General features: G+C 59.2%; 19 protein-coding genes. 14 read left to right on the top strand and 5 right to left on the bottom strand.

All coding sequences use genetic code 11. The features are described from left to right. The first annotated feature begins 77 nt into the window (after positions 1-77). Positions 78-536: a host attachment family protein gene (locus ACR0J4_RS08670; RefSeq protein ID WP_170640860.1), complete on the top strand. Its 459-nt coding sequence runs from the start codon at positions 78-80 to the stop codon at positions 534-536. Between the two features lie 36 nt (positions 537-572). On the opposite strand, the gene ACR0J4_RS08665 is transcribed toward ACR0J4_RS08670, so the two are convergent. After that, on the bottom strand, positions 573-1112 hold the full coding sequence (locus ACR0J4_RS08665; protein ID WP_170552942.1) for a TIGR00730 family Rossman fold protein: 540 nt from the start codon (positions 1110-1112) through the stop codon (positions 573-575). Between the two features lie 126 nt (positions 1113-1238). Between ACR0J4_RS08665 and ACR0J4_RS08660 the strand changes: the two genes are divergently transcribed. The 3 genes from ACR0J4_RS08660 (at position 1239) to ACR0J4_RS08650 (ending at position 4992) form a co-directional block, all read left to right on the top strand. Beyond that, entirely contained in the window at positions 1239-2675 is a 1437-nt protein-coding gene (locus ACR0J4_RS08660; RefSeq protein WP_170640858.1) for a LysM peptidoglycan-binding domain-containing protein, read from the top strand. Positions 2676-2752: 77 nt separating this feature from the next. After that, the gene (locus ACR0J4_RS08655) at positions 2753-4558 is read left to right on the top strand and encodes an ABCB family ABC transporter ATP-binding protein/permease (protein WP_170640856.1); all 1806 of its coding nucleotides are present in this window, start codon (positions 2753-2755) and stop codon (positions 4556-4558) included. A 98-nt stretch (positions 4559-4656) separates the two neighbouring features. Next, positions 4657-4992 carry a hypothetical protein gene (locus ACR0J4_RS08650; protein WP_170640854.1) on the top strand — a complete coding sequence of 112 codons (336 nt, stop codon included), beginning with the start codon at positions 4657-4659 and terminating at the stop codon, positions 4990-4992. Positions 4993-5035: 43 nt separating this feature from the next. On the opposite strand, the gene ACR0J4_RS08645 is transcribed toward ACR0J4_RS08650, so the two are convergent. Together ACR0J4_RS08645 and ACR0J4_RS08640 are read right to left on the bottom strand one after the other, a co-directional pair. Continuing rightward, positions 5036-8827: an efflux RND transporter permease subunit gene (locus ACR0J4_RS08645; protein ID WP_170640852.1), complete on the bottom strand. Its 3792-nt coding sequence runs from the start codon at positions 8825-8827 to the stop codon at positions 5036-5038. Next, positions 8824-10056 carry an efflux RND transporter periplasmic adaptor subunit gene (locus ACR0J4_RS08640; protein ID WP_170552955.1) on the bottom strand — a complete coding sequence of 411 codons (1233 nt, stop codon included), beginning with the start codon at positions 10054-10056 and terminating at the stop codon, positions 8824-8826. Before ACR0J4_RS08640 ends, ACR0J4_RS08645 begins: the two co-directional genes overlap by 4 nt. Positions 10057-10280: 224 nt before the next feature. On the opposite strand from ACR0J4_RS08640, the gene ACR0J4_RS08635 reads away from it, so the two are divergent. From ACR0J4_RS08635 to ACR0J4_RS08615, 5 genes are all read left to right on the top strand, one after another. Next, a complete protein-coding gene (locus ACR0J4_RS08635) occupies positions 10281-10952 on the top strand; it encodes a hypothetical protein (RefSeq protein WP_170640850.1) in 672 nt (223 codons plus the stop codon). A 42-nt stretch (positions 10953-10994) separates the two neighbouring features. After that, entirely contained in the window at positions 10995-12317 is a 1323-nt protein-coding gene (locus ACR0J4_RS08630; protein ID WP_170640848.1) for a PQQ-like beta-propeller repeat protein, read from the top strand. 48 nt (positions 12318-12365) lie between these two features. Beyond that, positions 12366-13829: a ribosome biogenesis GTPase Der gene (gene der, locus ACR0J4_RS08625; RefSeq protein WP_170640846.1), complete on the top strand. Its 1464-nt coding sequence runs from the start codon at positions 12366-12368 to the stop codon at positions 13827-13829. A gap of 162 nt (positions 13830-13991) precedes the next feature. Further along, entirely contained in the window at positions 13992-14981 is a 990-nt protein-coding gene (locus ACR0J4_RS08620) for a fatty acid desaturase (RefSeq protein WP_170640844.1), read from the top strand. Positions 14982-15053: 72 nt separating this feature from the next. After that, positions 15054-15680 (top strand): helix-hairpin-helix domain-containing protein, encoded by a 627-nt coding sequence (locus ACR0J4_RS08615; protein ID WP_170640842.1) that lies wholly within the window; start codon positions 15054-15056, stop codon positions 15678-15680. 60 nt (positions 15681-15740) lie between these two features. On the opposite strand, the gene serS is transcribed toward ACR0J4_RS08615, so the two are convergent. Beyond that, the gene (gene serS / locus ACR0J4_RS08610; RefSeq protein WP_170640840.1) at positions 15741-17033 is read right to left on the bottom strand and encodes a serine--tRNA ligase; all 1293 of its coding nucleotides are present in this window, start codon (positions 17031-17033) and stop codon (positions 15741-15743) included. Between the two features lie 88 nt (positions 17034-17121). Then, positions 17122-18636: a mechanosensitive ion channel family protein gene (locus tag ACR0J4_RS08605; RefSeq protein ID WP_480668369.1), complete on the bottom strand. Its 1515-nt coding sequence runs from the start codon at positions 18634-18636 to the stop codon at positions 17122-17124. Positions 18637-18981: 345 nt separating this feature from the next. Between ACR0J4_RS08605 and yajC the strand changes: the two genes are divergently transcribed. From yajC to ACR0J4_RS08580, 5 genes are read left to right on the top strand one after another with little or no spacing between them, the layout of a single operon-like run. Further along, positions 18982-19269: a preprotein translocase subunit YajC gene (gene yajC, locus ACR0J4_RS08600; RefSeq protein ID WP_155151194.1), complete on the top strand. Its 288-nt coding sequence runs from the start codon at positions 18982-18984 to the stop codon at positions 19267-19269. A 33-nt stretch (positions 19270-19302) separates the two neighbouring features. Beyond that, the gene (gene secD / locus ACR0J4_RS08595) at positions 19303-20964 is read left to right on the top strand and encodes a protein translocase subunit SecD (RefSeq protein ID WP_170552979.1); all 1662 of its coding nucleotides are present in this window, start codon (positions 19303-19305) and stop codon (positions 20962-20964) included. Positions 20965-20966: 2 nt separating this feature from the next. Beyond that, complete coding sequence (gene secF / locus ACR0J4_RS08590; protein ID WP_170552982.1) at positions 20967-21935, top strand: protein translocase subunit SecF; 969 nt, start codon at positions 20967-20969, stop codon at positions 21933-21935. Then, complete coding sequence (locus ACR0J4_RS08585) at positions 21928-22674, top strand: TSUP family transporter (protein WP_170640836.1); 747 nt, start codon at positions 21928-21930, stop codon at positions 22672-22674. The genes secF and ACR0J4_RS08585 overlap by 8 nt, the downstream gene beginning before the upstream one ends. A 9-nt stretch (positions 22675-22683) precedes the next feature. After that, positions 22684-23037, top strand: coding sequence for an Mth938-like domain-containing protein (locus ACR0J4_RS08580; protein ID WP_170552987.1), 354 nt, complete (start codon positions 22684-22686; stop codon positions 23035-23037). Positions 23038-23062 lie beyond the last annotated feature (25 nt).

Genomic DNA, 23062 nt, shown 5'->3' with positions numbered 1-23062 from the left:
AACGCTCTGGCCGCGAAGCAAAGAACTTGTGCCCAATACATGAGGGATAGCCATGGAAACCACTACGGGAGAGCATAATGGCTGCACTTGAACAGGGAACCTGGGTTGTTATCGCGGATGGGGAAAAGGCACTGTTCGTCGAGAACATCACCGATGCCGAAGACCCCAATCTGGTTGTTGTTTCGGTTGAGGAGCAAGAATCTCACGACCGCCCCACTGACAGGGCCGGTCGGCGGTCTGATCCGGGGCCGAACCAGAAATCGGCGGTTGAGGAGCCGGACTGGAAATCCCATGCGAAATCGCTGTTCGTGCAGGACCTTGCCAATCTTCTGAACCGCAAGGGTTTAAAAGGCAAATTCCGAAGGCTTGTTCTGGTGGCCAGCCCACATGTTCTGGGGCTGCTGCGGCGCAGGCTTCATAGTGAGGTGCTGGCCAAAGTTGTGGCCGAGGTGGACAAAACCCTGACCAACCACCCGCTTCACAAGGTCGAACAGGTGCTGAAACAGCGCCTTCGCCCTGCGCCACGTTTAGCGTGAATGAAAACGGGCGGCTTCGTCCGCCCACAAAACGGCCTACCGCAAAGCGGTGATGGCCGCGTCCGCGTCCTCGACCCACGTCACGAAACTTGACAGAGACTGATCGGCAAAGCCCTGTTCGATCACCTGTTTCAGCAGGTCGCGGAGCTTATCCCAGTAGCCCCCCACATTCACCACCACAATCGGCTTATCATGCAGGCCCAACTGCCGCCATGTCAGCGCCTCAAACAGCTCGTCCAGTGATCCCGGCCCTCCGGGCAGCACCACGACGGCATCCGCATTCATGATCATGACTTTCTTGCGCTCGTGCATCGTCTCAGTGATCACGTAATGCGTCAGGTCGCTTTTGCCGACTTCGCGCTGGACCAGATGCACCGGGATAACGCCGAAGGTTTCGCCACCGGCAGATTGCGTGGCGCGCGCAACTTCCCCCATCAGACCCACATCTCCGGCCCCGTAAACGAGCCGCCAGCCTTCCTGCGCCAGCGCTGCTCCCAACTGCTTGGCGGCGTCAGAATAGGCGGGATTGTTGCCATTGCGTGACCCGCAATACACACAGACGGATTTCTGGGACATGACAGGTGCGCTCCGGGCTTGTTTCAGACGTTTTGACCCCTGATAGCGAGATTGATAGGTTGGCTCAACTGTCCGCCGGAACGCGAGTCACTCACATCAGTTTCGCGGCGGAATGAAAGGGAAAGAATGAACGGCACATCGGGAAGCGGAAGCTCGGGCAGCTTCATCTGGGGGCTGCTTGTCGGCCTTGTGGCAATTCTTGCGGCCGGTGGTCTGTATTTGTCGGGTGTGTTTTCAAGCAGCCCCGAACCCGTACAGGAAAAGGTTGAGGTTGCAGAGGAAACTCCAGCGCCGGAGGTTGCACCCGAAGAAGAGGCCTCGCAGGAGCCCGCACCCGAGTCAGAGGAGGCTACCGCCGAGGCTGAGGAACCTGCCGCAGAAGAACCCGAAGCCCAGCCCGAAGAAGTTGCAGTTGAGGCTACCCCTTCGACACCTCCGGCGTTGGACCAGATTTTCGTGTCGCCGGACGGTAGCGCGTTGCTGTCGGGTGAGGCAGAGCCGGGCAGTGACGTTGATGTGGTGCTGAACGGCGAGATCGTGCATCAGTTTTCGGTCGATGAGACGGGCGAGTTCGCCGAATTCGTTGCGGTCCCATACAGCGATGATCCACGTGGCCTTGTTTTGCAGTCTACCGATGGGGATGAAACCGTTCGATCTGACGACTATCTGATAGCAGCCCTGCCAGAACCCGCCCCCGAGGAGCCAGCGCCAACGGTTGAGGAAACGTCCTCGGAACCGGAAGTTGCTGAAGATCCCGAGCCTGAGGCGGAAGATACGACTGTGGCAAATGTTGAGCCTGAGCAGTCGACGGAAACCGCAGACGCGGGTACCGAAGCCGCGGACGCCGGTACGGAAACTGCAGACGCGGGTGCGGAAGCCGAGAACACCAGTACAGAAATTGCAGATGCCGGTTCCGAAACCCAGAACACTGGTGCGGATACAGAAGAGGCCGTTGTTGAGGCTGAATCGACCTCGGAAGAAGCAACCGAAACCCCTGCTGAAAGCCAACAGGTTGCCATCCTGCGTTCAGGCGAGGATGGGGTAGAGTTGGTGCAATCCCCGTCCGAAGAGAACTCCGCGCCCCAGCAGGTTGAGCTGGACACAATCGGCTATTCAGACACCGGCGATGTGCAACTGACGGGCCGTCTTAAAGAAGGGTCGGCTGTACGGATATACCTCAACAACCGTCTGGTGGCGGATGTGACCCCGCAACAGAATGGAAACTGGCGAGGTGACCTCGAGGGGATCGACCCCGGCGTTTACACCCTGCGAGTGGACGAGGTGCATTCCGACGGCACAGTCCTCAGCCGGGTTGAAACCCCTTTCAAACGTGAGCCCGTCGAGGTGTTGCAGGCGGCAGAGGCGCAGACCTCGGAACAACCGCAGGAAACCCCTGCACCGATACGGTCGGTCACGGTTCAGGCGGGCGACACCCTGTGGGCCATCTCGCGTGAGCGTTTCGGAGACGGCGTGTTGTATGTCCGCCTGTTCGACGCTAACCGCGAACTGATCCGCGACCCGGACCTGATTTTCCCGGGGCAGGTGTTCACCATTCCTGAATAAGCTCAGGCTCTGGCCTTTCTCGGGCCGGGGCCCATATTGCACTTCACACTAGGCAGGTAATGCGACGTATGCCCCCCATGACATCGGACGAATTGGCCGGAATTGACGAGCGCCGCTCTGGCTGGCGGACGATCCGCAAGGTCGCGCCCTATATGTGGCCTGATGATGAGCCATGGGTAAAGCGCCGCGTTGTGATTGCCATGGCGATGCTGGTGTTGGCCAAGCTGATCGCCGTCTATACGCCGATCCTTTACAAAGGCGCGGTGGATGGTTTGGCGGGCGAGGGCGTGCCTCCCTTGGCCCTTGGCGCGGTGGGGCTGACGGTGGCCTATGGTGTCGCCCGGATGATGACCGTGGGCTTTCAGCAATTGCGCGATGCAGCCTTTGCCCCCGTTGGCCAACGGGCCTTGCGAGCGCTCGCGTTGGAGACTTTTCAGCATATCCACCAACTGTCCATGCGCTATCACGTTGGACGCCGGACCGGCGGCCTCAGCCGGATCATCGAGCGCGGGGTCAAGGGTGTCGAGTTCCTATTGCGGTTCCTGCTGTTCTCCATCGGGCCACTGATCTTGGAGCTGCTGCTGGTCGCCATCATCCTGATGTGGCTGTTCGATGTCTGGTATCTGGTCGTCGTGGCCGTCACCATCGCGCTCTACATCTGGTTCACCTTTGCCGTCACTGAATGGCGCGTGAAGCTGCGCCGCGAGATGAATGATCAGGATACCGAGGCGAACCAACGCGCCATCGACAGCCTGCTGAATTTTGAAACCGTCAAGTATTTCAACGCCGAACAGCGTGAAGCGAACCGGTATGACGTGTCGATGAAGGCCTATGCCGGGGCGGCTTTGAAGACCGCCTATTCGCTGGCCTTCCTGAATTTCGGGCAGTCCTTCCTGATCACCTGTGGCCTGATCGGAGTGATGGTTCTGGCGGCAATCGGGGTTCAGAACGGCACGCTCACGGTTGGCGATTTCGTCATGGTGAATGCCTACATGATCCAGATCACCGTACCTTTGAACTTTCTGGGCACCGTGTATCGCGAGATCCGGCAGGCGCTGGTCGATATGGGCCAGATGTTCGACCTGCTGGAACAACCTGCAGAGGTGAAAGACAAGCCCGACGCCCCGGACCTGAAGGTCAATGGTGGCGAGGTGACCCTCCAGGATGTGCGCTTTGGCTATGACCCGGAGCGCGAGATCCTCAAAGGAGTGTCGCTGTCGGTGCCTGCGGGGCAGACCGTAGCCATTGTGGGCGCGACGGGGTCCGGGAAATCCACCATCGGGCGGTTGTTGTTTCGGTTCTACGACGTGACCGGCGGGGCGTTGAAGATTGATGGTCAGGACGTGCGGGATGTGCGTCAGACCAGTCTGCACGCCGCCATCGGCGTCGTGCCGCAGGATACGGTGCTGTTCAACGACACCATCCGCTACAACATTGCCTATGGCCGCGACGGCGCAACGCAAGCCGATGTGGAAGAGGCCGCGCGCGCAGCACAAATCCATGATTTCATCGCCTCTCTACCCGAAGGATATGACACCAAGGTGGGTGAGCGTGGGCTCAAGCTGTCAGGCGGAGAAAAGCAGCGTGTGGGCATCGCGCGGACGCTGCTCAAGAACCCGCCCATTCTGCTGCTGGATGAGGCGACCTCGGCCCTCGACACCGATACTGAGCAGGAGATCAAGGATGCTCTTGCCCGTGCGGGTGAAGGGCGGACCGTGATCACCATCGCGCACCGTCTGAGCACGATTGCCGAGGCCGACCAGATAGTGGTTCTGGAAAGCGGTGAGATCATCGAGCAGGGCACCCATGATGCGCTATTGGCGCGCGAAGGTCGCTACGCCCAATTGTGGAGCCGCCAGCAGGCCGACACACAGGCTGCCTGAGATTTTCTGTTTGACGCGACTCGTCCACTGGTTGAAACCCCAACTAGCGCAGTATCGCGCCAGGTTTGGTTTTGCCATCGAACAGGAAAGAGCAAAGAATGAAGAAAATCGTCGCAATCTTGACACTCGGTTTGACACTCGCGGCTTCTGCCGCGTCCGCCGAAGATCTGGAGTTTCTGCTGGTCAATGAAACCAGCGCGGATCTGGTCGAATTCAATGTCTCCCCAGCGTCATCCGGCAGTTGGGAGGGGAACCTTTTGCAGGGGGGATACCTTGCACCAGACTATGAGATCGATGTGTTGATCGCGGATGGGCTTGTGACCTGCGTCTACGACATTCGCGGCGTGTTCGATGACGGCAGCGCGGTTGAGGATTTCGACCTCGACCTGTGTGACTTGGGCGAATACGCGTTCTCGGAACAGAAAGACGTTTGAAGAAACAAAAATGGCGGGCCATCGGCTCGCCATTTTTTGTTGGTTACTCGGCTGCTTTTAGCGGTGACCCGGGCGGGATGGTCGGGTGATCCTCTTCCGTCCCTGTAGCCTGCTCGGTCCGAGGCGCAGGCTGCTCGTCCCAGACGATCTCGGTCGCTTGAGCGGCCCGTGCGCTTTGGCCGATAGCCATGTCCTGCGCGATCTGGCTGGACCGGCCTGCTGTGACCCGCGCCAGAATTTTGCCCAGCCAGATGGCGTAGGTTGTGACCCAGACCCGCAGGGCCAGCATCGATGGCGTCACAATCAGGGTCAGCACGGTGGCGATGCCGAGGCCAAAGACCACAGCGGTGGCCAGTTGTTTCCACCACAGTGCCGTGGGGCTGTCGATCGTGTAGCCGCCGTTGATGAAGTCAAGCGACAGGCCAAACATCATCGGCGTCAGACCGGCCATTGTGGTCAGCGTTGTCAGCAGAACGGGGCGAATCCGGGCCTCAGCTGTGCGCACAATCGCGTCGATCCGCGGCATGTAGCGGCTGTATTCCTGATAGGTGTCGATCAGAACGATGTTGTTGTTCACAACAATCCCTGCCAAAGCAACGATCCCCGTACCGGTCATGATGATCGAGAAGGGTTGCTCCATCACCAGCATCCCGATCAGAACGCCGGTTGTGGACAGAACAACCGCCAGCAAAACCAGAACCGAGTTGTAGAAGCTGTTGAACTGCGCCAGCAGGATCACGAACATCAGCCCCAAAGCCGCCAGAAACGCGCTGGACAGGAAGGCCTGGCTTTCGGCCTGTTCTTCCTGATCACCGGTCCACTCCCATGTGATCGAAGGGTCGAACGGGTTGGAACTCAGCCATTCGGTCAGGACGGCGATACGTTCATTGGGATTGATCGGCGCGATGCTGGCCTCGCCATTCTCAACGGAGGTGCGCAGCTCTTCAGTTGTCTCAGCCCCGGTCAGTTGCACCAGATCGTACTGCTTGCCATTGGGCGCAGTGATCGCGGCTGAGGACGGCTCAGCCCCATCCGCAACCGCACGTAGAACGGCCAAGCGCTTTTCACCACCGTCGGGTCCGGCGACCACTGCTTTGCTCAGGCCAGCTTCGACATCGGCTTTGACGTCATAATAGCGTTCCTGATCAACACGGTTGATTTCGGCCAGTTTGGCGACCGGCTGACGGGTGACGAAGTTGGAAAGAGGCACAAGGCCGTCCGCCGTGCGCACCTTCAGCGTGTCCAGCGTGGAAAGGACACGATCCTCTTCGGGTAGGCGGACGCGGATCTCGATCTCTTCATCGGTGGTGTCGGGGCGCATCTCGCCAAGAAGGATACCGCGTGTGACCAGCTGCACCATGGCCCCGACAGTGGCCACATCGGCGCCAAATCGGCCTGCCTTGGCGACGTCAACGTCGATCTGCCAGTCGATGCCGGGAAGGGGCAGGGTGTCTTCTATCTTGATCAGGCCGGGGGTCGTGTCGAAAACCTCTCGGGCGGCGACAGTGGCGGCAGTTAGCGGCTCCCACCCGTCGCCCTTGATCCGCAGATGCACGGGCTTGGCCGAGGCGGGGCCTTGCTCCAGCGCCAGAATCTCAACCTCGAAACCGGGCAGCTCGGCCAGCTGGGTGTTCAGTTCTTCCAGAACATAGTCGCCATCATATTCGGGGGCGATGAAATGCCGGTCAAACAGCCCACCCAGAATGGGCTCCGAGACGTTGGGGCGGTCTTCCCATGGGATGATTTCGAACTGGACGCGTCCGACCGTGTCGGCTGGGTCTTGCGCGCCGCCATTGTTCTGCGTCAGCCCACCTTCGCCCGCAAACGAGAAGACGTTGATCACGGCCGGGTGCGCGGCAATCACCTGTTCGGCGGCCAGCACCATGGCGTCTTTTTCCATCAACGAAAGGTTGCCCCGCGCGCGGACGTAAGCCGTGGCCTGTTCCGGCTCGCTTTCGACGAAGAACTCGACGCCTCGGTTGTTTTCGCCGAATACCGAAATCACCGTCATCACAGCCATGATAACTGCTGCGATCGAGACGATCGGCATTACCGGATTGCCCACGAGGAACTTGATGACATAGCCGAAGGGCGTGTGTTCCTTGGCCGTGTGAACCTTGGTGTCGGGTTTGCGCTCGATCCGGGCCGCGCCTAGCGTGACCGATCCGGCGAAAGCTCCAAGGATCATCAGAACGGCCCCGAGGAGAGAGCCGCCGCCCTCGACCAGATAGGAGGGGTTAAGGACCTGCATCGCGCCGAGGAAGACCAGATAGAAGGACGGGGGTACCAGAACGGCGCGCAGCCACCATGGCGTACGACCACGCAACCAGTCAGAGGCACGGTCGAAAATTCGGCTCAACCGGCCCGAGACGCCGCCCATAACTGGCAGGTAGATCAGGGCCACGATCAGCGACGCGGAGAGAACAAAGATCAGCGTAACCGGTAGCATGCCCATGAACTCACCCGGAATACCGGGCCAGAACAGCATCGGCAGGAAGGCACAGAGGGTCGTTGCCGTGGAGGAGACGATGGGCCAGAACATGCGCTGCGCCGCCTCGACATAGGCATGCATCGGGCCGACGCCCTCTTTGATGCGCTTGTCGGCATATTCGACCACAACGATCGCGCCATCCACCAGCATACCGACGGCCAGGATCAGACCGAACATCACGATGTTCGAAATGCTGACCCCCATGACCGCAAGAAAGGCAAAGCAAAGCAGGAACGAGGTCGGAATCGCAAAGCCCACTAATAGCGCCGCCCGCGACCCCAGAGAGGCCAGAACCACGATCATCACCAGCGCAATCGCCGTCAGGACCGAGCCCTCCAACTGGCTGACCATGGACCCAACGATCCGGCTTTGGTCGTTCGAGGTGCCTACGTCCACCGCCGCCTGCAATTCGGCGGGCCATTTGGTTTGCGCTTCGGCGATTGTCGCTTTGACCTGCTCGACCGTGTCGATCAGGTTGAAGCCCTTGCGCTTGACCACCTGCAACGCCACGGTTGGCACATTGTCGAACCGGGCCGTGCCCTCGCGGTCCTCAAACGTGTAGTTGATTTCGGCCAGCTCACCCAGAGTGACCACGCGGTCGCCGTTGACTTTGATTGGCAGGCCATACACGTCCTGCGCGGTTTTGAAGGACGAGGGGATTTTGACCGAAAAGGCCCCTTGCGCGCTGTCTACTTCGCCAGCTGCGATCAACTGGTTGTTGTTCTGCACAACCGTGATCAGCTCATTGGCGGTGACGTTGTAGGCCTCAAGCCGCAGAGGGTCGATGATGACCTCAAGTAGCTCATCCCGGTTGCCTGCGATCCCGGCTTCAAGCACGGAATCAAGCGCTTCGATGTCGTCTTGCAGGTCCTTGGCGATGCGCGCCATGGTCCGTTCAGGCACCGCGCCGGTCAGGTTGACGATGACGATGGGGAATTCGGAGAAGTTCAGCTCGCTCAGCGAATATTGCTCAGCGCCGTCCGGGAACTCGGCCTGCGCGCTGTTCATCGCGTCGCGGACGTCTGCGGTGATCGCGGTCTTGTCCCAGCCGAATTCGAACTCAAGAAACAGGCCCGCATAGCCCTCAGCGGCGGTGGCGGTCATCTCTTTGAGACCGTCCAGATCTGCTAGCTCGGTCTCCATCGGTTTGACCAGCAGATTCTCGGAATCCTCGGCCGAGATTCCGGGGAAGACGACCGATACGAACAGGGCAGGGACTTCGATATCCGGCTCGCCCTCTTTCGGTAGATTGACATAGGCGAACCCGCCGATGACCAGCGAAATAAGAATGAAAGCCAGAACCATGCGGGCCCGGTCAGCGGCCCAGCTGACGATACCCGTCATTGCGTGACCTCCTGATAGGTCGGGTTCACGGTGACGCCTTTGACGACGAACTCCTGCCCCACCACGATGATATCAGTGGTCTCCGGCAGACCGTCGATCCAGACGCCCTCTGCCGTATCGCGCAGCACGCGAACAGGCATGAAATCGACCACATCGCCCGCGCCGACGGTGCGCACGCCCAACTGTCCTTCGTTGCTGAGGGTCAGGGCCGATTGCGGCAACAGATGCGCCTTGGCCCCTTCGGCCGAGATACGGATGGTCGCTGTCTGGCCATCGCGAATAGTCAGGTCTTCATTCGGAACGGTGATCTCGACCTCAAAGGTACGAGTGGTTTCATCTGCCGAGCGGCTGAGGAAGGTCACACGGCCTTCGACCTGACGACCGGTGACCAGCTGCGCCGAGGCTAGCGCCCCGACTTGAACACGGTTAACTTCGGTCTCGGGCACGAAGCCAACAAGCTTGATCGGGTCCAGCTGGATGATCGTGGCGCAGAGCGTCCCGGGTTGCATCAGGCTGCCCAATTCGGCGGTGTCGCTTTCCAGCAGGCCCTGAAACGGGGCCTCGATCGTCAGCCGATCCATTTCACGTTGGGCAGCTTCAACCTCGGCAGCGGCGGATTCGATTCCGGCGCGGGTGGCTTCCAACCCGGCTTCAGCCGATTTGATACCTGCCTCGGCGCTGCTCATCGCGGCCTCGGAGGAGACGCGGCGGGTTTCCGAGCCAAAGCCCGTCTCTGACAGTTTGCGGGCGGCTTTCAGGTTGATGTCGGCCTCGGCCACAAGGGCATGTGCTTCTTCCAGACGCGCCTCGGCCTCGGGGATGCGGCTTTCGGCCTCAAGCTTGCCTGCCTTCGCTTCGGCCAGGCTGGCGGGGCGGGTGCCGGGATCAAGCTCACACAGCAGATCGCCCGCCTCAACAAAGGCACCTCGGCGCTTGGGTTCCGAGATCACGGTCGAGGTCGTCTCAGCCAGCACTTCGACCTGGCGGTTAGCCTTTGTCTGGCCACGCAGCAGGACGGCGCTATCAATCTCGCGCGCGACCGAGCGCAGGGCGACAACGCGCACAGCATTTTCATTGGCTAGCGAAACCACCGCCTCTTCGGTCTCTGATGGGGCGCTTTCCTCTACGTCACCTCTGCCTGCAAAGGCGAACAGCGCGTCACGCTCAAAAACAAGGAAATACAGCGCGACAATCACCAAGGCGGCATTGATGAATGAAATCAGACGCATAAAGCTGGTCTCCTTAAAAAATTCACCGGCTTAGACCGGAATAGTATAGTGAAAGATGGGCGTCGGTTTGTGTATTTTCTACGCTAAACTGATTAGTTCGGTTTATTTTTTTTGGCAAGGGCACACGCAGTCAGCGGAATTGTGCAAAATCCGGCCCTTGGCTTGGCCGTGGTGCCGGGGTATGACATGGCCCACCAAGACAGGATTACAGCCCGGGGGCAGGTATGAGCGATACCGACAGTTTCATTGATGAGGTCACGGAAGAGGTGCGCCGCGACCGGCTGTATCTGCTTTTGCGGCGTTGGGGCTGGGTCGGTGTTGTTGCCGTCGTGCTGATCGTCGGTGGGGCTGCATTCAACGAATACCGCAAGGCGCGGGACACGTCGCAGGCCCAGAAGCTAGGCGATGACATTCTGACCGCGCTTGCGGAAAACGATACGGCAGCGCGTGTCGCTGGCCTGGAGCAGGTGGACGTACTGACGCCGGGTGGTGAGGCTGTGCGCAACATGCTTCTGTCCGCCTCACAGCTCGATGCCGATTCCCGGCAGGACGCGGTCGACAGTCTGAATATTGTGGCCGTTCAGGGCGATCTGCCCGAGATTTATCGTGCCATTGCAAGCTTCAAGGCGCTGCTGCTTCAATCCGACACAATGCCCGCTGCAGATCGGCGACAACAGTTCGAGGCTTTGGCCGCACCCGGCGCCCCGCTGCGTCTTCTGGCCCAAGAGCAACTGGCCCTGATCGACATCGCCGAGGGTGATACAGATGCCGCGCTGGAGCGTCTGCAGGCATTGCGTCAGGACGCAGAGGTCAGCGTGGATCTGCAACAACGCGCGGCGCAATTGATTGTTGCACTGGGCGCTGAGCCCGAGCCATTGGTCGCTCAGCAGGGCTGATCGGGCGGAACACAGGTTAATGACAGGCGAGTTCGGATTAAAATGGTAACAAGACTTTTCTCTCGCGTGGGACTGCCGATTGCGGCACTGGCCCTGACCGCTCTGGCCGCTTGTGAAGAACCCGAACAGATCTTGCCTGGCGAGCGTGAGGATATCCGACCCGCCTCAGACCTTGAAACGGTCGCTAAAAGCGGCTCGCAACCTATTAGCCTGCCATCGCAGAGTGCAAATGCAAGCTGGCCCCAAAGCCCTGGCACGCCAGCCTTCCGGACGTCCAATGCTTCGTTGCGTACGACACCTCAACGTATTTGGTCGGCCTCGATTGGGGATGGCGATTCCCGCAAACAACGAATTACGGCTGACCCGGTTGTCGCGGGGGGGCTGGTCTACACGCTTGACGCGGGGGCGACGGTTTCAGCGGTGACACCGCAGGGACAGGTCGCCTGGAGCACCAATCTGATTCCAGCAACCGACGGAGACGCGGATGCCACGGGCGGTGGTATGGCCTATTCGGGTGGCATTCTCTATGTCTCCTCCGGTTTTGGCCGTCTAACAGCGCTGGATGCCAAGACAGGCGCGATCCGTTGGCAGAAACGCCTAAACGCAACCGGCAGCGGCGCGCCTTTGGTGAGTAACGGACTGCTGTATCTTGTCGCCGGAGATGAAACCGGTTGGACCGTTGACACCAAGGATGGCCGCATTCAATGGCAGATCGAAGGCACCCCTAGCGTTGGCAACGTTCTGGGCGCACCTGCGCCGGTTGTGACCTCGGACCTAGCTGTCTTTGCCTTTGGTTCGGGTGATATCGCCGCAACATTCAAGCGGGGCGGGATCAGCCGTTGGAATGCCTCGGTGGCGGGGGGGCGCCGTGGACGCGCGACTGCGCGGATCGTCGACGTGACAGGTAGCCCAATGGTAGTGGGCGACACCATCTTCATCGGTAACCACTCTGGCCGCACCGTTGCATTTGACGCGGGAACAGGTGAGCGCCGCTGGACTGCAGATGAAGGTGCTGTCGATACGGTCTGGCCAGCAGGCAACAGCATCTTCCTGATCAGCGACCGTAGCCAGCTGGTCCGCTTGAACAGCGCCGATGGTTCGGTGATCTGGGCGCAGGACCTGCCAGGCTTTGTCAAAGACAAGCCAAACCGTCGCGGTCCGATCGTCGCCCATTATGGCCCGATCCTGGCCGGAGGGCGCATTGTGATCGCCTCAAATGACGGGTTCCTGCGGTTCTTCAACCCAGTGAACGGGGCGATTGTGCATCAGGTCGAAGTTCCCGGAGGCGCGACCACGGCACCTGTCGTGGCCGGACAAACACTTTACGTCGTGTCGACCAAAGGTGATCTACACGCTTTCCGTTGACCAAAAGATGCGCTAAAGGGCGCGTCTGAGTCTTGAAAGTTGAGTATCATGTCGCTGACCCTCGCCATCGTGGGCCGCCCGAACGTGGGCAAATCCACACTGTTCAACCGCCTTGTGGGCAAACGTTTGGCCTTGGTCGACGACCAGCCCGGCGTGACGCGCGACCTGCGCGAGGGTGAAGGACGGCTGGGCGATCTGCGGTTTACTGTAATCGACACGGCAGGCCTTGAGGACGCAACCGATGATAGCCTTCAAGGCCGCATGCGCCGCCTGACCGAGCGCGCGGTGGATATGGCAGATGTCTGCCTGTTCATGATCGACGCGCGCACCGGCCTGACCCCGACCGACGAGATGTTTGCCGAGATCCTGCGTAAACGCTCCAAACAGGTAATTTTGGCTGCCAACAAGGCCGAAGGGTCGGCTGCTGATGCCGGTGTTCTTGAAGCCTATAACCTTGGCCTTGGCGAACCTGTCCGCCTTTCCGGCGAGCATGGCGAGGGTATGACCGACCTTTACGCCCAGCTGATGCCTCTGGCAGATGCGGCTGAGGAAGAGGCCGAAGACGACGCCCCCGTGGTCGACATTGAGCTGGATGAGGATGGAGAGGGGGAAACCCCTCTAATCACCGCAGCGAAGCCGTTGCAGGTTGCCGTCGTGGGCCGCCCGAATGCAGGTAAATCCACCCTGATCAATAAAATCATGGGTGAAGACCGCCTTCTGACCGGTCCCGAAGCCGGGATCACCCGTGACGCGATCAGTCTTCGGGTCGATTGGGCCGATCCGGATGGCGAAAGCACTCCGATGCGGATATTCGACACTGCGGGCATGCGCAAAAAGGCCAAGGTTCAAGAGAAGCTCGAAAAGCTCTCGGTCTCTGATGGACTGCGTGCGGTGAAATTCGCCGAAGTGGTTGTCGTCCTGCTGGATGCGGCCATTCCGTTCGAGCAGCAAGACCTGCGCATCGCCGATCTGGCCGAGCGTGAAGGCCGTGCGGTCGTCGTCGCCGTCAACAAATGGGACGTTGAGGAAAACAAGCAGGAGAAGCTGCGCGACCTCAAAGAGTCCTTCGACCGACTGCTGCCGCAACTTCGGGGCGCGCCGCTGATCACCGTTTCGGCCAAAACGGGCCGGGGTTTGGAACGTCTGCGCGCCGCCATCTTGCGTGCGCATGACATCTGGAACCGCCGCGTGCCCACAGCCGCGCTGAACCGCTGGCTGACCGCCATGCTCGAGCAGCACCCGCCGCCAGCCCCGCAAGGTCGCCGCATCAAGCTGCGCTACATGACCCAGGCAAAGACACGGCCGCCGGGCTTTGTCGTGATGTGCTCACATCCCGACAAGATGCCGGCCAGCTATACCCGCTATTTGGTCAACGGCCTGCGTGAGGATTTTGACATGCCCGGTACGCCGATCCGTCTGACGCTGCGTGGGCAGGGTGACAAGAACCCCTATAAAGGGCGGCGCAAGAAAAACGCCGGTGCCTTGGCCAAACACCTCAAGGGACGCGCGTAACTGCGCCAATTTTCAGCATTTTCAGCGCAAGGGCGTGACAGCGCCCTTTCTGCACGCTAGCATTCAGGAGCGTGCATTTGTTTCCTGTGCGCGGCCCGTCTTTCGGCGGGTCTGAATTCCTTTTGCTTCTCATTTAACCGGGCCATCGTGGGAGAGGGCTTGATGAATCTCAGAGACTACACGCGGCAATACGCGGTTCAGGACAACAGGCTTGCAGCCCTGAGCTATTTCGGAACCTTCGCCGTCTATTTCGCCTCGCTCGCCTTGGCGATCATAAATGTGAACCACTGGTATGTCATGGTCCCAGCCGGGATCGTCTTCGCGTTTTCCGCTGTGCGCCTTTACGTGCTGCAACATGATTGCGGCCATCATTCCCTGTTCGAAACGCGCCAGCAGAATGAATGGGCCGGACACGGGTTATCACCTTTCACCTTTGCTCCTTTTGAGGTGATGAAGCAGAACCACAATCTGCATCACGCAGGGATCGGCAACCTCGAGCATCGCGAAACCGGTGAAATCCACACAATGACCCTGCGGGAATGGAACGAGGCGGACTGGCTCAAACGTCTTGTCTATCGCCTGTACCGCAACCCGTTCATTCTGGTGCCGGTCGGTGCTTTGTTCACCTATTTCATACGCTACCGTTGGCCCAAAAACACGGTGCGGTTTGGTGTTAAGGGTGTTGTGCTGCACAACCTCTCAATCGTCGTTTTTCTTGGATTGCTGTACCTGATCGCCGGGTCGACCGGTATTCTGGTCTGGCTTGTGTTCTCACTGCTGGGTGGGATGCTGGGCGTATTCCTTGTCTACCTGCAGCATAATTTTGAGGACACATATTGGGATCGTCGCCCGGAGCTGGATCCGCAGATCGCGGCGCTTCAGGGCTCGTCTGCGCTGGATTTCGGTTGGTGGTTCGACAATGCGGTGGCCTGCATCACCTTGCACGATATTCACCATTTCAACGCTCGCATTCCGTCCTACCGATTGCGTGAGTGCCACTACAACCTGCCGCCCGAATACACCCCGCGTCGGATCAAGTTTCCCGAAGCCGTGGCCGCGTTAAATCTAAAACTGTGGGACGAAGACGCCAAGCGACTGGTGCCTTTTCCGAAAAAAGGGCAGACTGCTGACTTGGCCCATGGATCGTCATAGGCGCAGCTCCGCTTGAAGAATGTATATCCTGTGTATATACAGGTGACCAGGGAGATAGAGAAAGGACCCAGAATGACCGCATTGACCGAGATAAAAGGCGTTGGCGATACTCTCGCTAAAGGTTTGGCGGATAACGGTCTCAAGACCGCCGAAGCCGTTGCGAAAGCGAAACCGGAAGATCTCGTCAAGGTCCCCCGCGTCGGTGTGGCGCGCGCAGCGGTCCTGATTGCCGCTGCGAAAGAGGCGACCGCTGCGAAACCGGCGGCTGCCAAACCAGCCCCGCGTCGCGCGGCCGCTCGCAAACCAGCTGCCCGCAAGCCCGCTCCGCGTAAACCGGCGGCCCGACGCCCCGCTGCGCGCAAGACAGTTGTCGCCGCCGCTGCCGAGAAGCGCGCCGCCGAAGCTGCACGCAAAGCCGCCGAGGAAAAAGCCGCTGCAGAAGCCGCAGAGGCGAAGGCCAAGAAGAAAGCCAAGGCAAAAGCCAAGGCTGAGAAAGCTGCGAAAAAGCGGGCCGAGATGGAGGCCGCGTTCTCAAAGGCCAAGGATAAGGTTAAAGCCAAGTCCAAGAAGGGGAAGAAATCCAAGAAGGACGACAAGTCCAAGAAGGCCGACAAGAAGAAAGATACAGGCAAAAAGGACGCCAAGAAGTCGGACAAAAAATCTGACAAGAAGAAGGATAAGAAAAAGGCGAAGAAGTAACTCTTCCTCGCCCTTTCATGTGTTTCGAACCGGCACCGTGCAACGCGGATGCCGGTTTTCTTATGCCAATGTACCGTCCAGCTGTAGCGTCAGCTTGCCACCCAGATAGGGGGCAAGGACATCGGGCAGGCTGACCGTGCCGTCTGCGTTCTGACCGTTTTCCAGCACGGCGATTAGGCAGCGACCCACCGCAAGGCCAGAGCCGTTCAGCGTGTGGACATATTCTGGTTTGCCACCGCCTTCGGGCCGGAAACGCGCATTCATGCGGCGGGCCTGAAAATCGGCGCAGGTCGAGACCGAGCTGATCTCGCGATAGGTGTCCTGACCGGGAAGCCATGCCTCGATGTCAAAGGTACGGCGGGCGCCAAAGCCCATGTCGCCGGTACACAGGATCACGGTGCGGTAGGGCACGCCCAGTTTTTCCAGAATGCCCTCGGCGCAGCGCACCATGCGTTTTTGTTCGTCATCCGACGTCTCGGGATGGGTGATCGAGACCATCTCGACCTTTTCGAACTGGTGCTGGCGCAGCATTCCGCGGGTGTCTTTGCCCGCCGAACCGGCCTCGGACCGGAAGCAGAGCGAATGCGCGGTGTAACGGCGGGGCAGGTAGCTTTCCTCGATCAGCGTGTCATTGACGATGTTGGTCAGCGAAACCTCGGAGGTCGGGATCAACCACCAGCCTTCGCGGGTCTGATAGCTGTCCTCGCCGAATTTCGGCAGCTGGCCGGTGCCCTGCATCATTTCGGACAGAACCAGAACCGGGCCGTTAACTTCGGTCAGACCGTTTTCGTTGATATGCGTATCCAGCATGAACTGGGCCAGTGCACGGTGGATACGCGCGACGCCTCCGGACAACAACACAAAGCGTGAGCCAGAGAGCTTGGCGGCGGTTTCGAAATCCATGCCGTTTTGAACGGCCTCAATCTCAAAATGCTCTTTCGGAGCAAAGTCCAGTTCGCGCGGGGTACCCCAACGGCTCACCTCGACATTGTCGTTCTCGTCGGCGCCCTCTGGCACATCGTCGGCGGGCAGGTTGGCAATACGGATCAGCTGGTCTGTCAGCAGAGCGTCCAGATCCTTGGCCTCGGTCTGCATCCGGGCGATTTCGGCCTTCTTTTCGGCGACCAGCGCGCGCAGACGCTCAAATTCGGCCTCATCACCGCGGGCTTTGGCCGCGCCGACCTCTTTGCTAGCCTTGTTCTGTTCGGCCTGCGCCGTTTCAGCAGCCAAAATCTTGGCGCGGCGGCTTTCGTCCAGCCGCAGCAGGTCTGACGACACCGGCGCGTCCCCACGGCGCGCGAGTGCGGCGTCGAATGCGGCTGGGTTTTCGCGAATGGCGCGGATGTCGTGCATAGTTCAGATCCTTGAATGCAGTGAATCACTGCGACTGCTTATGCACCATATATCTCGGAGGGTGTAGCGCTGGTTAACCAAACTGCACCTAACTGTCCGGTTCCTCGTCGTGATGAGCCAGATGTCCGTCCCATTCCCCTGTCGGGATCTTTGGTTCGGGCGGATCCGCGATGTAGGAGGGGGTCATGATCTGCACGTTATTCTCGTTGAATACGGCCACAATGTTGCGATGCAGGTCCGAGCGGATCTTGGGAATGATACTGCCCCGCGTAGTGTATCCGTTGATCTGATAGTTGATCGCGTAGTCGGCCAGCGCGGTCCACAGGACAAAGGGTTCAGGCTTGGACTTGATCCCCTTGGTGCGATTGGCGGCCTCGATCAGCATTGCCTCGATCTTTTCGGGGGGTTCTTCATAGCCGATGCCAACGGTTGTATGCAGCAACAGCCCGCTGCCATCTGTTTTCTTCGAGAAATTCACCACGTCCGAATTCATCAGCTGCGCGTTGGGGATTGAGATCAACTCGTTCTTGATGGATTTCAGATGAGTTTCCATCAGCTTGATCTGCACCACGTCACCGATGTGGTCTCCGATCTGAATACGGTCCCCGATCGAGGTCGAGCGGCGATAGATCACGAACAGCCCGGCCAGCATGTTCGACACGACCGAGTTCGCGCCTAACGACAGCATCGCACCGACCAGAATGGTCAGGCCCTGAAACGCCGCCGAATCCGAGCCTGGAATGTAGGGAACGGCAAAGACCAGTGCGATCAGGATCACGACAACTCGGGCGATGTTGAAGGTCGGGTTAACCCAATGCTTCTCAAAATCGCCCATATCGAACGATCCCGCTTCGACCGCGTCGAAGAAGACCCGCATGCCCTTGATAATATACATAGTTACCCATGCGATCAGGCCAAGCATGATCATGTTCGGGATATAGCTGAGGATGCCTTGGAAGATCAGAAGGACCGGCTCGGTCAGATAGGTCAGCAGCAATTGCGCGAAATACCGGGTTTCGGCAAAGGCCAGTAGGACAAAAGACAGGTAGTAGTAGAAACCCAGGAAGAAAATCACCAAAAGGACGAAATTAAGCCCGTAGCGCACCAAGGCTGCAATGGCCTCGGCTTGAACGCTCTTGGCCGTGGCGGTTTCCACGTCCTTCAGGTAGCGCTTCACGAATCTCAGTGTCCGCCGCCGGATTCTGCGGTGCAGCCAAAAGATCACAACCACAAAGACAACAAAGCCCAAGGTCCAAGCTGCGGCTTCGATAGCGCCTGAAACCCGCGCCTGTTCAGTTCGGTTCAAACGGTAGGCCTCAATAGCCTGTTTGATTGCATTGCCGTGCAGAACGCTGACAACGCTGAGTTCCATCTGGTCCAATTCTGCATCGGCTTCGGTGACGATCGAAACCCGTTCACCATCAACCAGAACCCAGGTGCCGAACTCGGTTTCCTCAAAGCTGATAGTCACCTCGGACGCGTCCGACGCTTCGGCGATTTCTATGATCTTGTCTTGAACTTCTTCGGCACGCTCGGGGGCGGGTAGTGCGCTTGAGCCTCGAACCTGAAACAGAACGTCCCCGTCTATTATAACTGGGGCCATAAAAGTTTCCGATTCTGCAGCTTCTGGCGCAGGCGCATCGGTCGGTGACTCTTGTGCCTGGACAGGTTGGCTAAGCCAAAGGGCTGCCGCCATTGCAGTGAGAAAATAACGTAGCAAATGGAAGGGTTTGAATTGCCGTGCCATGTGTCCCCCTTGTTTGGAACTATACCCGGTTTAAACAGTGTTCCTAGGACATATCTGCAACGTTTTGACGGTTCTTATGGTGGCAGGTGTGCGTTCAGGTGGGTCACGCTGCCGCCATTGCTTGCAAACACGCATATCAGCGCATAGGTTCCCGCCAAATTTGCGGAACGGTGCCGCAGGTCAAAGAAAAAGGAATATCCCATGGAAGGTGGCGCAATCGCCCAGTTTCTCCCGCTGATCCTGATCTTCGCGATCATGTATTTCCTGCTGATCCGTCCGCAGCAAAAGAAGATGAAAGAACACCAGGCCATGGTCGAAGCCGTGCGCCGTGGCGATCAGGTCGTCACACAGGGTGGTCTGATCGGCAAGGTGTCGAAGGTCAAGGAAGGCGACAACGAGATCGAGGTCGAGATCGCCGAGGGCGTTAAGGTTCGTGTGGTCAAATCGACCATCGCTCAGGTTCTGAATAAAACCGAACCTGCGAAGTAACTTCGCCTTACAATTCCTTGAAAAGGCAGGGTTATGCTGCAAATTGATACCTGGAAGCGGGTTCTGATCTGGCTGGTCTGTGTGACCGGCCTGCTCTTGGCTCTGCCGAATGCGTTCTACACGCGGGTCGAACAATCCAACGACGCTAAAGCTGCGATAGAGCTTGGCGCGGATACGCCCGAAAATCAGGCCGAGGCGGCGCAGTGGCCGAACTGGCTGCCGTCCTCCTTGGTCAATCTTGGCCTCGATCTGCGGGGCGGTGCGCATCTGTTGGCCGAGGTCAAGGTCGAGGATGTCTACGAATCCCGCATGGAAGCGATGTGGCCCGAAATCCGCGACGCCCTGCGGGATGAGCGTTCCACCGTTGGCACGATCCGCCGTCAGGACTCGAACCCCGATCAGATTCGCGTCCGCATCAGCCAGCCCGAGGGGATGTCTCGTGCATTGGAAACCGTTCGCGGCCTGGCCCGTCAGGTTCAGACGCTGACAGGTGTCGGTGCGACCGATATCGAAGCCTTTGCCGATGGCGACACAATCGTCGTGCAGCTGTCCGAAGCGGAGAAGCTGGCCTCGGACGATCGCACCGTGCGTCAATCGCTAGAGATCGTGCGCCGCCGGATCGATGAGGTCGGTACGCGTGAACCCACGATTCAACGTCAAGGTGCAGACCGCATCCTGATTCAGGTTCCCGGAATCGGAAGTGCAGGCGAGCTGAAAGAGATCATCGGTACCACGGCGCAGCTGACTTTCAACCCGGTTGTCGGTCGTGGCACTGACCCGGATGCCGCTGCAGGTATCGGTGAAGAAGTGGTGCCGTCGATTGACGAAACCGGTGTATACTACACGCTTGAATCCTCTCCGGTCGTCACAGGTGAAGAACTGGTTGATGCGCAGCCCTCGTTCGATCAGAACGGCCGTCCTGCGGTCAGCTTCCGGTTCAATACTTCCGGAGCGCGGAAATTCGGTGACTACACGCTGGAAAATATCGGCGCACCTTTCGCGATCGTACTGGATGATGAGGTGATCTCGGCCCCCGTGATCCAGAGCCACATTCCCGGCGGCTCAGGCATCATCACCGGCAATTTCACGGTCGAGGAAAGCACCAACCTTGCCATCCTGCTACGGGCAGGCGCCTTGCCTGCCGAGCTGGAGTTCCTAGAAGAACGTACCATCGGCCCTGAATTGGGTCAGGACAGCATCGACGCTGGTAAAGTCGCCACTATGGTAGCCTTTGCCGCGGTGCTGGTGTTCATGGCGCTCAGCTACGGTTTGTTTGGTCTCTTTGCCAATATTGCCTTGATCATCAACGTGGGCCTTTTGTTCGGTCTACTTTCGCTGATCGGCGCGACGCTGACCCTGCCGGGTATCGCGGGTATTGTTCTGACTGTCGGTATGGCCGTGGACGCTAACGTGCTGATTTTCGAACGTATCCGAGAGGAACTGAAATCCGCCAAAGGCCCCGCGCGTGCGATTGAGTTGGGCTATGAAAAAGCCCTTTCGGCCATCGCGGATGCCAACGTGACCACCTTCATCACGGCGGTAATCCTGTTTGCCATGGGCAGCGGCCCGGTCCGCGGGTTCGCCATCACTCTGGGCCTGGGAATCCTGACCTCGGTCTTCACCGCGATCTTCGTGACGCGCCTGATGGTCGTCATGTGGTTCGAGCGCCGCCGTCCGAAAAAGATCGAGGTTTGATCATGAGACTGAAACTCGTACCCCAAAGCACCTCGTTCGATTTCTTCAGCCGCTGGAAGCTTTGGCTGGGCATTTCGGCCCTCATGATGGTTGTGGCCTTCGCCTCATTCATGCTGCAGGGCTTGAATTTCGGCATCGACTTCCGGGGCGGCACAACGATCCGCACCGAAAGCACGCAGCCGATTGATGTGGGCGTCTACCGTGACGCGATTGCTCCGCTGGAGCTGGGCGATGTCTCGATCACCGAGATTTTTGATCCGACCTTCGGACCGGAAGACAACGTTGCAATGATCCGCATTCAGGCACAGGCAGATGCGGAAGCTGTCGAAGCCTCGACCATCACAGCCGTTGAGGGTGCGTTGCAGGCCGTAATCCCCGATATCGAATTCGTATCGGTGGAGTCGGTTGGCCCGAAAGTCTCGGGCGAATTGATCCAGACAGCCGTGATCGCAATCGTTTTGGCCATCGGCGCAGTGCTCGTTTATATCTGGCTGCGGTTCGAATGGCAGTTCGCCCTTGGCGCAGTCGCGGCGCTTGTGCATGACGTAATCCTGACCATCGGCATCTTCTCAGAGCTTCAAATCCGCTTTGATCTGGCAATCATCGCGGCGCTTCTGACCATCGTGGGCTACTCGCTGAACGACACGGTGGTCGTGTTCGACCGCGTGCGTGAGAACCTGCGAAAGTATAAGAAGAAAGACCTCAAAGAGGTTCTCAACATCTCGATCAACGAAACCCTCAGCCGGACGGTGATGACCTCGGTCACGACCCTGCTGGCGCTGATCTCGCTCTATGTGCTGGGCGGTGATGTGATCCGTGGCTTTGTCTTTGCGATGATCTGGGGTGTGATCGTGGGGACATATTCGTCGGTCTTCGTGGCCTCGACCATCCTGCTGTGGCTGGGCGTCAAGCGTGACTGGTCCAAGCCATCAAACAATGCGGGCAACCAATTTGCCAACGTAGATGCCTGAGTTCTTCGGCCAGTCCCCACAGGGTCTGGCCGTTGTCTTATTTGCAGCCTTTCTTGGGGGCGTCGTTCGCGGTTTCTCGGGGTTTGGCACCGCTTTGGTTTTCCTGCCTATCGCCACCCCATATCTCGGCCCGTTCGGAGCGCTGATCGGCCTGACGATCATGGATATCTTTGGCCCCTTGCCAAATCTGCGCCGGGCATGGGGTGCAGTCAACAAGGGCGATCTGATGCGCCTCCTGCTGGGCTGCGCAGTGGTTCTTCCGCTGGGGCTATGGGTGTTGACGCAGGTCGCGCCCGAGGTTTTCCGCTATGCGGTCAGCGGTCTGGCCCTTGCGATGTTGGCCATTCTGATCCTCGGTCTGCGCTATCACGGTCATGTCAGCCGCATGATGGTCACAGGTATCGGCGGAGCCGCCGGGTTCCTTGGTGGCGTAGCCGGGCTCCCTGGTCCGGCCGTCATCCTGTTCTACATGTCGCGCCCACTGCCGGTGGATGTCATTCGCGCGACGATCCTGCTGTTTCTGTTCGGCTTCGACTTCCTGCTTCTCGGTTACCTGACCGGTATGGCGCAGGTCACCCTCGCCGCTGCTGGGCTGGGGCTTCTTCTGGCGCTACCTAACCTGCTGGGCAATTGGCTTGGCGGGTGGCTTTTCCGACCAGACCGAGAACGCCTCTACCGCGCGGCCGCCTATATGGTGATTGCCCTGGCGGCCTTGTCCGGCCTGCCGCTTTGGGGGTAAACACAACGCATGCGATTGAATGAGATCAACTACACCAACGCCGAACCCGTTGACGGGTACGGCCCCGGCTTTTTCCGGATCGGAGGGCGCGTTCATCAAGGCGCCGCGCTGATCGGCCCGACGGGAACGCAGGCGTGGGGCGGATACTCAGACGACGAGCCACTGCGCGAACTGTCCGAGGTCGTCGATGTCCTGTTCATAGGAACCGGAGCAGAGCTTGCCCACATCCCACCCGAGCTGCGCCAAACTCTCGAATCTGCGGGGATCGGAGTCGAGATCATGAACTCCCCCGCCGCCTGCCGTACCTACAACGTCCTGCTATCCGAAGGTCGCCGCATTGCGCTCGCTCTGATCCCCGTCTGACGGGATCCCCTTCATCTGGCCCAAA

This window comes from Ruegeria sp. B10, assembly GCF_056539825.1.
This window is presented reverse-complemented; position numbering and strand designations above follow the sequence as displayed.